Genomic DNA, 12,636 nt, shown 5'->3' with positions numbered 1-12,636 from the left:
ACGGCCCCGCACCGTCCAATACCCGAATCGCATACATCTATCTGCACGGAACACGACGCCCATGGGACCTGGCAACCGCCCCCTCGATCTCGAATGGCTGGAAGACTTCCTGGCCCTGGCCGAGTGCGGCAATTTCTCGCGCGCCGCCGAGGCCCGGGCCATCGCCCAGCCCGCGTTCAGCCGCCACATCCGCGCGCTGGAGGAATGGGTGGGCGTGGAGCTGTTCGACCGCAGCGCGCACCCGGCCGCCCTCACGGCGGCGGGGCAGCGCTTTCTGCCCCTGATGGAAACCCTGCTGGCCAACCTGGAGGCCGCGCGCATTAAGGCGCGCGCCGCGCACGACACGGCCGCCGCCAGCCTGCGCTTCGCGGCCACGCACGTGCTCTCCCTCACCTTCTTTCCGCGCTGGCTGGGCCAGCTGGAGGCGCAGCTGCGCCTGGGGCCCATCCAGACCATGTCGGACAGCTCCCGCGCGTGCGAAGACCTGGCGCTGCAGCGGCGCGTGCAGTTCGTGCTGTGCCACGGCCATGCCGAAGCGCCCGGGCGCCTGGACGAGGCACAGTACCCCATGCAGCGGCTGTCGGACGACGTGCTGCAGCCGGTGAGCGCGGCGGGCCCCGACGGCGGGCCGCTGCACGCCATCGGCCGGGACGGCGCCCCGCTGCCCCTGCTGGCCTACAGCGACGCCTCGGGCCTGGGCCGCATCATGCGGGCGCGCATGCGCGGCGTGTACGGCGATGGCGGGGAGTCGGCGGTGCCGGGAGGCGTGGCGGTGGTGTTCACCGCGCACCACGCGGTGCTGCTCAAGACCATGGCGCTGGAGGGCCGCGGCGTCGCATGGCTGCCCCACAGCCTCATCGCCGACGAGCTGCGGTCCGGAACGCTCGTGGCGGCCGGCGGGCAGGACTGGAACGTGCCGGTGGAGATCCGCCTGTACCGCCAGCGCGCCGAAATGTCGCAGGTGGCCGAATCGCTGTGGACACTGGCCGGCAGCCATGCCATTGCGCCCCGATAGCCTTCATGCCGGCGGATTGATTGGTCATTTAGCTATATTTTGATAGCAAAACGATTCACAGCCCTGGGCACGCCTGCCAGGCCCGGGCAACGGCCGCGGGGGCGCCGGACAGGCACATAATTCAAGCCCATCGCACTCCGACGGCACCATGTACCGCGCAAGACTCTCCCTGGCATTCGCCGCCCTCGTGGCCCTGGTATGCATCCAGGCCGCGTTCGTGTACTGGGGCACCCACCGCGTCAACGACTACACGCAGCACAGCCGGCTGGCCAGCGACATCCTCTCGGAGTTGCTGGACCTGTCGGCCAACAAGCAGCGGCTGCGCGTGTGGGCCACCCAGCGCCTGATGAACGCCAATGCCGTGCCCGATGTGCGCGAGCGGCTGCTCGAACGCATGCACGAAGGCGCGGCCGCCCTGGCGGAACTGGCCCGCCGCGACCTGGCCCTGTGGAACGAACTGGCCCACCGCGAGGGCATGTCCATGCCCCAGGAGGTGCCGCAGCTCGTGGGCATGACGGAGCTGCTGGAAGACAACATCCGGGCCGTGGAGGCCCGCCTGGCGCAGTTGCAGCCGCTGGAGCCCGGGGCCGACTTCCCTGCGGTGTGGGAAGAGCTGAACGCCACGTTCGACATGGCGCGCGGCCTGGACCTGCGCGAACTCATCAACGGCGCCATCGAGCGCCAGCGCAGCGCCGTTCCGGTGGCGCGCGCCGCCACCGAGCGCGGGCTGGACGTGCTGCGCCAGCAGGCGATCACGCTGGTGATCGTCACCCTCGCCGTGGCGGCCCTGCTGGCGCTGCACCTGAACCGCCGCCTGCAGCGCCCGCTGGACCGCCTGCTCGCCGGCACGCGGGCCCTGCAGGCCGGTGCGCTGGACCACCGCGTGGCCACCGGCTCGAAGGACGAATTCGACCGCGTCGCCCAGCACTTCAATGCCATGGCGGAGGAGCTGCAGCAGCACCGCGCCCATGCCGATGCGGCGCGCCGCGAACTGGAGGATGCGGTGGAGGCCCGCACGCACGAACTGAGCGTGGCGCACGAAACCCTGCAGCGCGTGGACCAGCGCCGGCGCCAGCTGTTCGCCGATCTGGGCCACGAACTGCGCACGCCCGCCACGGCCATCCGGGGCGAGGCCGAGATCGCGATGCGCGGCGGCGACCGGCCGGCGCAGGAATACCGCCAGACGCTGGAGCGCATCGTGGGCGGCGTCGATCAGCTCACCAAGGTGATCCACGACCTGCTGCTGATCGCCAGGACCGAGGCGGACCAGTTGGTGATCCGCCCGCGCCGCCTGGACCTGCAGGCCCTGGTCACCGATGCGGCGGAGCAGGCCGCCGCGCTGGGCGGGCTGCACGGCGTGACCGTGGAGCCCCTGCCGCCCGCCCCCGGCGGCCCGCTGGTGGTGAACGCCGATGCCGACCGGCTGCGCCAGGCGCTGATGATCGTGCTGGACAACGCAGTGCGCTATTCGCAGCGCGGCGGCACGGTGCGCGTGGGCTGCCAGCCCGGCCCCGATGGCGAAGCCCAGGTGCTGGTGCGCGACGAAGGCATCGGCATCGAGGCCGAGGAACTGCCCGCCGTGTTCCAGCGCTTCGTGCGCGGCCAGCGCGCGCGGGCGCACCGCGCGGACGGCACCGGCATCGGGCTGTCGATCGCGCAGTCCATCGTGCACGCGCACCACGGCCGCATCGACATCGACAGCCAGCCCGGCGTGGGCACGGTGGTCCAGATCACCGTGCCTTCGGCCAGCCACCCCGAAACCCTGTCCCCCGAGGAAAACGCATGAACATCCTGGTGGTCGAAGACGATCCGCGCGTGGCGGACTTCCTGCTGCGCGGCCTCAAGGCCGAAGGCTACAGCGTGGAGCTGGCGCGCAACGGCCCGGACGGCCTGGCCCTGGCGCGCACCGGCGATCCCGGGCTGCTGCTGCTCGACCTCATGCTGCCCGGCCTGAGCGGCCTGGAGCTGTGCCAGACGCTGCGCTCCGAAGGCCGCCACGTGCCGGTGCTGATGCTCAGCGCACTCAGCAACACCGAGGACAAGGTCAACGGCCTGCGGCTGGGCGCCGACGACTACCTCACCAAGCCCTTCGCGTTCGAAGAGCTGCTGGCCCGCATCGAGGCGCTGATGCGCCGGGGGCGCGAGCAGCGCCAGCGCGCCAGCACGCTGCAGGTGGCCGATCTGGTGCTCGACCTGGAGCGCATGCAGGCCAGCCGCGCCGGCCAGCCCATCGCGCTGACGGCGAAAGAGCTGGCCTTCCTGGAGCTGCTCATGAGCGCGCCCGGCCGGGTGTACAGCCGCGAGCGCATCCTCTCCAATGTATGGGGCACCAACGAGGACCCGCTGACGAATGTGGTCGATGTCTATGTGCGCCGGCTGCGCGCAAAAATCGACGAAGGCCATGCCATCTCGCTTCTGAAAACGGTGCGCGGCTTCGGGTACCGGCTGGACGCCGCGGCCGAGTGACACGGGGGCGAAAGCCTGTTCATCCGCGGTTCATTTTTGCGTCATCTGCACTTCATGGGGCTGCAACGGCCGTGTTCATGCACGCCTTGAAGAATAGGTCCTGTATCGCAGTGAGCGATGCAGTGCCGGCGAAGGCCGGCGCTTGACCCACTTTTCTCAAAGGACCCCATGAAGACGCTTCACACCGCCCTCTCCGCAGCTGCCCTGGCTCTGTTCTCCGTCTCCGCCCCGGCCTTCGCGCAGGGTCAGGGTGAGCCGGTCTGCTTCCCTGCCGACGAAAAGCAGATCTCCGCGCTGTTCGACCGCTGGAACGCTTCGCTGCGCACGCTGGACCCGGACAAGGTCACCGCGAACTACGCGCAGGACGGCGTGCTGCTGCCCACCGTGTCCAACCAGCCCCGCACGACGCCGCTGGAAATCCGCGACTACTTCGTGAAGTTCCTCAAGGCCGAACCGCAAGGCAAGATCGACACCCGCACGATCCGCATCGGCTGCAACGTGGCGCAGGACGTGGGCACCTACACGTTCACCCTCAAGGACGGCAAGACCGTGAAGGCCCGCTACACCTACGTGTACGAGCGCGTGAACGGCCAGTGGCTGATCGCCCACCACCACTCCTCGGCCATGCCCGAGACGGTGGCCGCCAAGTAAGCGGCCTTCCCACCGGCGCTCCATCGCCGGGCAGCGCAGGGGCCGGCATGCCGGCCCCTGCGCCGTGGTGCCTGCGTCAATACACGTCGCGGCGGTAGCGCCCGCTGCGCACCAGACCCTCCATCGCCTCCTCGCCGAGCGCGGCGCAAAGCGCGGCATGCACGCCCTGCGCCATGCCCACCAGGCTGCCGCAGACGTAGATGGCCGCGCCGTCCGCCACCCAGGCACGCAGTGCATCGGCGGCCTCGGCCAGGCGGTCCTGCACGTGCACCCGCTGCGCCTGGTCGCGCGAGAACGCCAGGTCCAGGCGCGTCAGCACACCGCTGGCCTGCCAGGCCTGGATCTCTGCGCGGTACAGGAAATCGTGCGCCGCCTGGCGCTCGCCGAACACCAGCCAGTTCGGGCCCGCACCCGCCGCGGCGCGCGCCCGCAGATGGCTGCGCAGGCCGGCGATGCCCGTGCCGTTGCCGATCAAGACGAGGGGCCGCGCAGCGTTGTCCTGCAGCCGGAAAGGCCCGTGCGCGCGCAGGCGCAGCGGCACGGCGCCCCCCGGCGCCAGGCCTGCGCACAGCCAGCCCGATGCCGCGCCGGGCGTGCCGTCCTCGCGCACGGCCTGGCGCACGGTGAGATGGATGCGTCCGTCACCCGCCACCGAGGCGATGGAATAGTCGCGCGGTCGTTGCGGGTCGGCCGGCGCGCACAGTTGCACCAGATCGCCCGACGCCCAATCGGCCGCGGTGCCGGGCGGGGGCGCCAGTTCGATGTGGAACACCGGCGCGCCCAGGCTGCCCGGGTTGAGGTGGCGGCGCGTGGCCAGCGTCCAGTCGGCGAACGGCAGCGCCTCCCAGGCAGGCGCCCCGTTCAGGTTCGCGACCTGCGACAGCTGGTGCTGCCATGCCAGGAGCGCGGCCGGGGCGCCGTTGTCCATCTCCACCCGCTCGAACAGCGGCACCGCGCCCTGCGCGCGCAGCCAGCCGTCCAGCTGGCGGCCGAAGCCGCAGTAGTGCGCGTATTGCCGGTCGCCCAGCGCGAGCAGGCCGTACTGCAGGCCCGCCAGCGAGGGTGCCGCGGCCGCACCCATCCACTGCCCCTGGAAGCCCGCCGCGTTGTCGGGCGCATCGCCCTCTCCGTACGTGCTGGCCAGGAACAGCGCCCGGCGCGTGCACTGCAGCAGCGCCGCATCCACCGCGCCCAACGCGCACAGGTGCACGGGCTCGCCGGCCGCGTGCAGCAGGCGCGCGGTCTCGCGGGCCAGCGCCTCGGCCTGGCCCGTCTGGCTGGCATAGGCCACGAGCAGCGGCGGGCCCCCTTCGCGGGCCGAGGCCAGCTCGGCCGCCTCGGCCCGCGCACGGCGTGCGCGGCGGCGCTCGCGCCGTGCGATGGCGGTGCACATCAGCCCATAGAGCAGGACCAGGATCAATGCCGCGGCAAGGCGCGGCACGGGAATCGAAAAAACCATGGGATGCAGCAGGCGATGGTGTCAGGCCCCCGCCAGCGCTTCGAAGGCCGGCGTCGCGGCCCAGGCCAGGCCCCGCGGCGTGCGCTCGCACACCAGTGCGGCAAGCCCCTGCCGCCGCGCGAAGTCCAGGCCGTCCTGCGGGCCCAGCACGGTGATGACGGTGGCCAGCGCGTCGGCCTGCATGCACTCGGCATGCAGCACCGTCACGCTCGCCAGCGCGTGGTGCACGGGCTCGCCGGTGCGCGGATCGATGGTGTGGGAATAGCGGCGGCCTGCATGGTCGAACGCATGCCAGAGGTCGCCCGAGGTGGCCACAGCCATGCCCTGGAGCACCAGCGCGCGCGGTGCATGGCCCGCGGGATCGGCCACGGCCACGCGCCAGGGCTGCCCGTCCGGCCGGAGGCCGCTGGCACGCAGCTCGCCGCCCACCTCCACCAGAAAATCGGTCCAGCCCTGCGCCTGCAGATGCTGCGCCACGCAGTCCACCGCATAGCCCTTGGCGATGCCGCTCAGATCGAGCTGCGCACCGCCGGGCTGCCAGGCCTGGCGGTGCGCAGGCTGCAACGCGATGCGGCCATGGCCCACGCGGGCCCGTGCATCGCTCAGGGCCTGGGGCGATGGGATGCGCGCCACCGGCCCTGCCTGCGGATCGGCCCCCGGGCCGAAGCCCCACAGGTCCACGAGCGGGCCCACGGTGGGGTCCCAGGCGCCGCCGCTGCGCTGCGACCAGTCGAAGGCGCATTGCAGCACGGTGAAGAATTCGTCCGGCAGCGTGTGCCAGGTGCCGGCGGCGGCGCGGTTGAAGCGCGAGAGGTCGGAGTCTGGCTCCCAATGGCTCATCTGCTGCACGACCCGGCCCAGCGCGGCGTCGATGGCGGCACGCACCGGCGCGAGCGGCGCGAAGCGCGGGTTGCCCAGGCGCACGCGCCAGGTCGTGCCCATGGACTCGCCCGACAGCGTGTGCAGCGCGGCCGGATCGGCGCGGCGCGGCGACGGCGCATACCCGGCGGGCACGAACGAAGGCGTGGCCGCGCCGCCCGCTGGCCGCGGCGGCAGCACTTCAGTGGTGGCGCCGCTGCGGCCACCGCCCTGCAGCGGCACGCCCGCATAGCGCACCCGCACGGGGGCGGACGGGGTCAGGGCAGTACCTCCAACGTGCCCACGTACGACAGGCGGCGTTCCTTGGCCTGGGGCAGCGACACCTTGTCGTCCTTGGCATCGGCATCGACCCAGTACATGCCGGCCTGCGGCCAGGTCACGCTGAACTCGCCCTTGGCATCGGTAGTGGCCTTGATCTCGTCCTGCTTGTCGCGGTAGCGCGTGGCACCCGCCACCAGCACCACCTCCAGCCCAGCGGCGGGCTTGCCGTCGATGTGGAAGGCGAAGGTGGCCTTGTCGCCCTTCACCAGGTCGTTGGGGTGCGTCACGGGCACCAGCTCCAGCCCCTTGCCGCTGGCCTTCACGGCGCTGGGCTTGCCCACCGTCACGTAGGTTTCGATGCGCCCGGCCGACTGCGTGACCTTGAGGTCCTGGGCGTCGGCAGGCACCTCGGCCGCGAATTTTTCCGCCGTGCCGCGCCAGCGCCTGGGTTGGCCGGCCTTGTCCTTGTAGGTGGCGAACAGGCCGTTGTTCAGCACGGCCAGGCGGTAGGTGCCGGTCTGCGTGAGGTTCAGGTCGAACACGCTGCGCAGCTTGCCCTTGTGCGCGTTCTCGGGCGCCACGGCACTGCCGTCGGGGGCGGTGACGGTGAGGTTTTCCAGGCCCAGTGGGAAGTGGTTGAAGAAGAACAGGTCGTTGGACACCGCGGCGTCCACCGTGATCCATTCGGCCTTGGACAGCACGGTGGTGGACGGCAACAGCCACACGTTGTGGGCTTGCGCGGAGGTGAACGCGCCGCAGAGGGCGACGAGGCAGGCAGCGGCGAGGCGCGATGGGGTTTTGGAATGCATGCGGAAACTCCGGACGGATGGGAATGGGGGGGTGAAGGGCTTGCCGGATCAGGGCTTGAGTTCGAGCGTGATCTCGCCCAGCTCCGTGGTGCCCTTGGCCCGCAGGGGCTCGCCCTTGGCGGCAGGCCAGGCGAAAGGCACGGTCACCACCTCGCGGCCACCGACCTCGCGCGCGGCCTCCACCACCAGCTTGTAGTTGCCGGCGGGCAGCCGGGCGAGCGGGTTCGTGCCCTCAGTGAACTGCAGCAGGTGCTTGCCGGCGGGGCGCGTGGGACTGGTCACGCCGTCGATCGGCACCGACAGTTCGCGGCCCGTGCGGCGCCACCACTGGCGCATGTCCTTGAGCCACTTGCTGCCCTCGGCGTCCTTCATCTTCACGTCGTACCAGACGGCCAGGGTGGAGGCCACGGTGGCATCGGCGCGCTCGACCCACACGGCCACGTAGGGGCGGTGGTATTCGGCCACGTCCAGGCGCGGGATCTCGATCCCCACGCCGAGACCGGCCGCGAAGGCAGGCGCGCCCAGGCAGGCCCCCATCGCCACGGTGTAGCGCAGCTGCAAATGCTTTTTCATGGGCATTTTTCCTCTTTCGGTTCAGTGGATAAACAGGAACGCCAGCAGGGCCGGCAGCACCAGGCCCAGGCCGACCATCGGCCACGTGAAGGGCCGGTTGCCGGCGTGCATCTTCAGGATGAACAGGCCCGTGATGCAGAACACCAGGCAGGCGGCGGCGAAGGCGTCGATGAACCAGCTCCATGCCGCGCCCGTGTTGCGGCCCTTGTGCAGGTCGTTGAAGTAGGAGATCCAGCCCCGGTCGGTGCGTTCGTACTCGGCCTCGCCATCCGCCAGGCCCACGCGGATCCAGGCGTCGCCGCCGGGGCGCGGCAGCGAGACATAGACCTCGTCGGCAGACCACTCGGCCTCGCGCCCTGCCGTGTCGACGGACCACTGCGCCCGCGCCCAATCCTGCAGGGCCGGCGGCCAGGGCGCGCGGGCCTGCCCGGCGGGGGGCGCCACACCCTGGAGCACCGGCGCGGGCACGGTCGCCCGCAGGCTGGTGACCCGAGGCTTGGCCTCGATCTGGCCGGCGTGGTTGAGCGTGAACCCGGTCACCGCGAACAGCAGCATGCCGACGAGGCAGATGGCGGAACTCACCCAGTGCCATTCATGCAGGGTCTTGAGCCAGCGGGCGCGGCGGCGAGGGTCCGGAGGGCGGGTCATGCGGGAACGGAAGGGGCCGGATGGAGGGACAGGGAGCGAGCCACCGCACAGGGTGGCGCCCGGGAAAACCCGCAATTCTAGAGCGTCTAATTGAAAATGAATCGCATTTGCAAAATCTTTACCCGGAGGTCGCGGGCATGGCGATCCGCCGGCCGGGGGTCGCGTGCCGCGCGCTGGCACCGATGGATGCCGGCTTCTGCGTCGATATGAAATGCTCGTCACCCACGGGGGCTCGTCCCCTCCGCTAGGCTTGCCGTCACACGGCGGCGATGGCGCGATGACGCGATAGCGGTTGACCGGCTCGGCCGCCCGCCGAGCGCGGGCGCGAATGCCGAAGGCTCCGACTGGCATGGATCTGGCGGCACGGCCCGTTTCGCATCGCGAGGTGCTACAGCATCTGGAGCGCGCCGCACCTGCGTGAACTGGGGCCTGCGCGGCCCCTTCTGAGCGCCATGCGGCCTGCGCGAAGGCCGGTGCATGGCGGCTGCGTTTCAGTCCATCTTCACGTTCGCGCTTTTCACCACCTGCGCCATGCGTGCGGCCTCGCTGCGAAAGAACGCCGCCGCCTGCTCGGGCGGTGTGAGCTTGATGTCGTAGCCCTGGGCCAGCAGGGCCTCGCGCGCCTCGGGCATCTCCATGGCGGCCTTGAAGCCGTTGTAGAGCCGCGCCACCTCGGTCTTGGGCAGGCCCGTGGGGCCGATGGGGGCGATCCACCCTTCCAGCTCGAAGCCCGACAGGCCCTGCTCGGCGATGGTGGGCACGCTGGGCAGCGTGGGCACGCGCACGGCGGTGGTGACGCCCAGCGCGCGCAGCGCGCCCGCCTTGATGTGCGCCGCGGCCGGCGCCACGGCCACGACGCCCAGTTGCACCTGTCCGCCCAGGATGTCGTTCATCAGCGGCCCCATGCCCCTGTACGAGATGTGCTTGATGTCCACCTGCGCCTGGTCCACGAACATCGCCGCACCCAGGTGCAGGATGGTGCCGTTGCCGGACGAGCCGTAGTTCAGCACGCCGGGTTTGGCCCTGGCATACGCAATCAGCTCCTGCACGGTCTTGGCCGGCACCGACGGATGCGCGACCAGCACGAAGGGCGTGGCACCCAGCACGGTGATGGGCGTGATGTCGGCCAGCGAATCGAACGGGATGTTCTTGTAGACGGCCGGGTTCACCACGTGGTTGTTCGAGACCACGCCGATCACCGACCCGTCCCGCGGCGCCCGCACGATCTGCGCCGTGCCGGTGATGCCGCCCGCGCCGGGCAGGTTCTCGATCACGACCGGATGGCCCAGGGCCTTGGCCAGGCTGTTGCTGATGGCGCGGATGGCGCCGTCCGCGCCCGAGCCGGCCGACAGCGGCAGGATCACGCGCAGCGGCTTGTCGCCCGGTTGCGCGTTGGCCAGGCCCGGCACCGCGAGCGCAGCGGCGCCCCAGGCCAGTGCGCGGCGGCGGGTGAGAACGGCGGGGCGCAGCGCCGGTTCGCAGGGGGTGGGCAGCGATGTCATGGTTTGTCTCCGTGATCGTTGGGGGGATGAAGGGGCGGCGCGGTCTTTGCCGCGCTCGCATGCCGGTGGTGGGGCCGAGCCCGTTCTCGTCAGGCCACGGCGGCGGCCCCGTGCAGCGCGGCGATGGCCTCGGGCGCGTAGCCCAGGCCGGCGAGCAGTTCGCGCGTGTGCTGGCCCAGTTGCGGCGGGTCCAGCCGCACGCCCATGCGCTGGCCGTCCAGCCGCAGCGGCAGCAGCGTGACCCGCGCGGTGCTGCCGGCGCGCTCGCCGTCGGGCAAGGTGACATCGGCCAGGCCGCCCGTGGCGTTCAGGTGCGGATCGTCGAACAGCTGCTCGGGGCGCAGGATGGGCGCGAACGGCAGGCCGTTCCGCTCGAAGATGGCCGACAGCGCCTCGGCCGTGTGCCCGGCCAGGCGGCGGCGGAGTTCGGGCAGCAGCGTGGCGCGGGCGCGCACGCGGTCATTGTTCAAGGCCAGGCCCGGGTCGGCCTTCAGGTCGGCATAGCCCATGGCGTCGCAGAAGGTGGCCCACTGCGCGTCGCTCACGGCGGCCAGAAAGATCTGCCCGCCGTCCTTCACGCTGAACACGTCGTACACCGCCCACGACGAGATGCGGTCGGGCATGGGCGCGGCGGGCTGGCCCGTCACGGCGTACTGCATCATGTGCTGGCCGACGAGGAACACGTTGTTCTCGAACAGGGCGGAATCCACCTCCTGCCCCCGGCCCGTCTGGGCGCGCTGCATCAGCGCCGCCATGGCGCCGATGGCGCCGAACATGCCGCCCATGATGTCGTTCACGCTGGTGCCCGCGCGCAGCGGATCGCCCGGGCGGCCGGTCATGTAGGCCAGCCCGCCCATCATCTGCACGACCTCGTCGAGCGCAGTGCGGTGCTCATAGGGGCCGGGCAGGAAGCCCGTGTGGTTCACGTAGACCAGCCGCTCGTTCAGGCGGGACAGCGCGGCGTAGTCGAGGCCGTACTTGGCCATCACCCCCGGCTTGAAGTTCTGCGCCACCACGTCGGCCGACGAGGCCAGGCGGATCGCCACCTCCAGCCCCTCGGGCTTGCGCAGGTCCAGGGCGATGCTCTTCTTGTTGCGGTTGAACATGGGAAAGAACCCGGCGCCCGCGCCCAGCAGATGCCGCGTGCGGTCGCCGTCCAACGGCTCGACCTTGATGACCTCGGCACCGAGGTCGGCCAGCACCATGCCGCACGTGGGGCCCATGACCATGTGGGTGAACTCCACCACGCGCAGGCCCTCCAGGGGCAGGCGCGGGCGTTCGGCAGTGGGGACGGAAGAAGGATTCAAGGGAGCGTTCATGGGCGCAACGATAAGGGTTCGGTCAGGCAGCGGACGCAACCGCTGCGGGGAGGGACGCGGCCGTGCGGGGCAGTCCGGCCTGCCAGAGCGCGCCGTGCAGGGTCTCCCCCTCCAGCCAGCCGGCCACGCGCTCGCGCAGCGCCAGCAGCGCGGCCACGTCGAGGCCGGTGGAAACGCCCATGCGCTCCAGCATGAAGGCGAGGTCTTCGGTGGTGACGTTGCCGCTCGCCCCGGGGGCGTGGGGGCATCCGCCGATGCCGGCCAGGCAGGCATCGAATCGGGTGATGCCGGTCTGCCAGGCGGCATAGGCGTTGGCCAGCCCCATGCCGCGCGTGTCGTGGAAATGCGCGCAGGCCAGCCGCTCGCCGACGAGTCCGCGGGCTTTCTCGAACAGGCGCTGCACGCCCGCCGGATCGGCATGGCCCACGGTGTCGGCCAGGCTCACGCGGTCGGCCCCGGCGTCGAGCAGGGCCTGCATCAGGCGCAGCACTTCGCTTTCGGCCACCTCGCCCTGGAGCGTGCAGCCGAAGGCCGTGCCCACCCCGCCTTCGATCAGGGTGCGGCTACCCGCCGCATCGCGCGCCGCGCGGATGCGCGCCACCTCGGCCACCACCTCGTCCGGCGTCTTGCGCAGGTTGGCCAGGCTGTGCGCGTGGCTGGCGGACAGCGGCACGACCATCAGGTCGGCCTGGCATTCGATGGCCCGCTCCGCCCCGCGCAGGTTGGGCACCAGCACCGAGGCGACCAGGCCCGGCAGGGATTTGGCGTGCGCGAGCACCTCGGCGGTGTCGGCCAGTTGCGGCAGCAGGCGCGCCGGCACGAACGAGCCGACCTCGATCTCCCGCTGGCCGGCCGCATAGGCGGCATCGACCCATTCGATCTTGCGGGCGGTGGGCACCACGGTAGCGATGCTTTGCAGGCCATCGCGCAGGCCCACCTCTCTCACGATGGCCTGGGCGGACGAATGGGGGAGCGGATGGGCTGCGGGCGTGCGGGGGGTCACGGAGTCTCCTGTCTGGGGTCTTGTGCAGGCATTCTAGAAATTCCCTTCCAT

12 protein-coding genes are annotated in these 12,636 nt (G+C 71.2%); 4 read left to right on the top strand and 8 right to left on the bottom strand.

Annotation, left to right across the window (positions count from 1 at the left end; translation table 11 throughout):
• Positions 1 to 61: 61 nt before the first annotated feature.
• The 4 genes from M5C96_RS07165 to M5C96_RS07150 all read left to right on the top strand — a co-directional run bounded on the left by M5C96_RS07165 (position 62) and on the right by M5C96_RS07150 (position 4,132).
• Positions 62 to 1,015 carry a LysR family transcriptional regulator gene (locus M5C96_RS07165; RefSeq protein ID WP_272568182.1) on the top strand — a complete coding sequence of 318 codons (954 nt, stop codon included), beginning with the start codon at positions 62 to 64 and terminating at the stop codon, positions 1,013 to 1,015.
• Between the two features lie 148 nt (positions 1,016 to 1,163).
• Positions 1,164 to 2,801 (top strand): sensor histidine kinase, encoded by a 1,638-nt coding sequence (locus tag M5C96_RS07160; RefSeq protein WP_272568181.1) that lies wholly within the window; start codon positions 1,164 to 1,166, stop codon positions 2,799 to 2,801.
• Complete coding sequence (locus tag M5C96_RS07155; protein ID WP_272568180.1) at positions 2,798 to 3,481, top strand: response regulator transcription factor; 684 nt, start codon at positions 2,798 to 2,800, stop codon at positions 3,479 to 3,481. Before M5C96_RS07160 ends, M5C96_RS07155 begins: the two co-directional genes overlap by 4 nt.
• 168 nt (positions 3,482 to 3,649) lie before the next feature.
• Entirely contained in the window at positions 3,650 to 4,132 is a 483-nt protein-coding gene (locus M5C96_RS07150) for an SgcJ/EcaC family oxidoreductase (protein WP_272568179.1), read from the top strand.
• A gap of 76 nt (positions 4,133 to 4,208) precedes the next feature.
• Here the strand turns inward: M5C96_RS07150 and M5C96_RS07145 are convergent, their stop codons facing one another.
• The 8 genes from M5C96_RS07145 to M5C96_RS07110 form a co-directional block, all read right to left on the bottom strand.
• Positions 4,209 to 5,591 (bottom strand): sulfite reductase subunit alpha, encoded by a 1,383-nt coding sequence (locus M5C96_RS07145; RefSeq protein ID WP_272568177.1) that lies wholly within the window; start codon positions 5,589 to 5,591, stop codon positions 4,209 to 4,211.
• A gap of 21 nt (positions 5,592 to 5,612) precedes the next feature.
• Complete coding sequence (locus M5C96_RS07140; RefSeq protein WP_442867364.1) at positions 5,613 to 6,713, bottom strand: FAD:protein FMN transferase; 1,101 nt, start codon at positions 6,711 to 6,713, stop codon at positions 5,613 to 5,615.
• Positions 6,714 to 6,727: 14 nt separating this feature from the next.
• Positions 6,728 to 7,540 (bottom strand): DUF4198 domain-containing protein, encoded by an 813-nt coding sequence (locus M5C96_RS07135; RefSeq protein ID WP_272568173.1) that lies wholly within the window; start codon positions 7,538 to 7,540, stop codon positions 6,728 to 6,730.
• Positions 7,541 to 7,588: 48 nt separating this feature from the next.
• Positions 7,589 to 8,113, bottom strand: coding sequence for a DUF2271 domain-containing protein (locus tag M5C96_RS07130; protein WP_272568171.1), 525 nt, complete (start codon positions 8,111 to 8,113; stop codon positions 7,589 to 7,591).
• Positions 8,114 to 8,134: 21 nt separating this feature from the next.
• Positions 8,135 to 8,761: a PepSY-associated TM helix domain-containing protein gene (locus M5C96_RS07125; protein ID WP_272568170.1), complete on the bottom strand. Its 627-nt coding sequence runs from the start codon at positions 8,759 to 8,761 to the stop codon at positions 8,135 to 8,137.
• A gap of 491 nt (positions 8,762 to 9,252) precedes the next feature.
• Complete coding sequence (locus tag M5C96_RS07120; RefSeq protein ID WP_272568169.1) at positions 9,253 to 10,263, bottom strand: tripartite tricarboxylate transporter substrate-binding protein; 1,011 nt, start codon at positions 10,261 to 10,263, stop codon at positions 9,253 to 9,255.
• Between the two features lie 89 nt (positions 10,264 to 10,352).
• Positions 10,353 to 11,582 (bottom strand): CaiB/BaiF CoA transferase family protein, encoded by a 1,230-nt coding sequence (locus M5C96_RS07115; RefSeq protein ID WP_272568167.1) that lies wholly within the window; start codon positions 11,580 to 11,582, stop codon positions 10,353 to 10,355.
• Between the two features lie 22 nt (positions 11,583 to 11,604).
• Positions 11,605 to 12,585, bottom strand: a complete 981-nt coding sequence (locus M5C96_RS07110) for a hydroxymethylglutaryl-CoA lyase (RefSeq protein WP_272568165.1) — start codon at positions 12,583 to 12,585, stop codon at positions 11,605 to 11,607.
• Between the last annotated feature and the right edge of the window lie 51 nt (positions 12,586 to 12,636).

The organism is Acidovorax sp. GBBC 1281 (assembly GCF_028473645.1).
Taxonomy (GTDB): Bacteria; Pseudomonadota; Gammaproteobacteria; order Burkholderiales; family Burkholderiaceae_C; genus Paracidovorax.
Note: the sequence above shows the minus strand (reverse complement) of the source record. Positions and strands in the feature narration are given on the sequence as shown.

Coding starts and splice junctions, on each gene's coding strand:
- M5C96_RS07165 (WP_272568182.1), top strand. CDS start 62: ATGGGACCTGGCAACCGCCCCCTCGATCTCGAATGGCTGGAAGACTTC.
- M5C96_RS07160 (WP_272568181.1), top strand. CDS start 1,164: ATGTACCGCGCAAGACTCTCCCTGGCATTCGCCGCCCTCGTGGCCCTG.
- M5C96_RS07155 (WP_272568180.1), top strand. CDS start 2,798: ATGAACATCCTGGTGGTCGAAGACGATCCGCGCGTGGCGGACTTCCTG.
- M5C96_RS07150 (WP_272568179.1), top strand. CDS start 3,650: ATGAAGACGCTTCACACCGCCCTCTCCGCAGCTGCCCTGGCTCTGTTC.
- M5C96_RS07145 (WP_272568177.1), bottom strand. CDS start 5,591: ATGGTTTTTTCGATTCCCGTGCCGCGCCTTGCCGCGGCATTGATCCTG.
- M5C96_RS07135 (WP_272568173.1), bottom strand. CDS start 7,540: ATGCATTCCAAAACCCCATCGCGCCTCGCCGCTGCCTGCCTCGTCGCC.
- M5C96_RS07130 (WP_272568171.1), bottom strand. CDS start 8,113: ATGAAAAAGCATTTGCAGCTGCGCTACACCGTGGCGATGGGGGCCTGC.
- M5C96_RS07125 (WP_272568170.1), bottom strand. CDS start 8,761: ATGACCCGCCCTCCGGACCCTCGCCGCCGCGCCCGCTGGCTCAAGACC.
- M5C96_RS07120 (WP_272568169.1), bottom strand. CDS start 10,263: ATGACATCGCTGCCCACCCCCTGCGAACCGGCGCTGCGCCCCGCCGTT.
- M5C96_RS07115 (WP_272568167.1), bottom strand. CDS start 11,582: ATGAACGCTCCCTTGAATCCTTCTTCCGTCCCCACTGCCGAACGCCCG.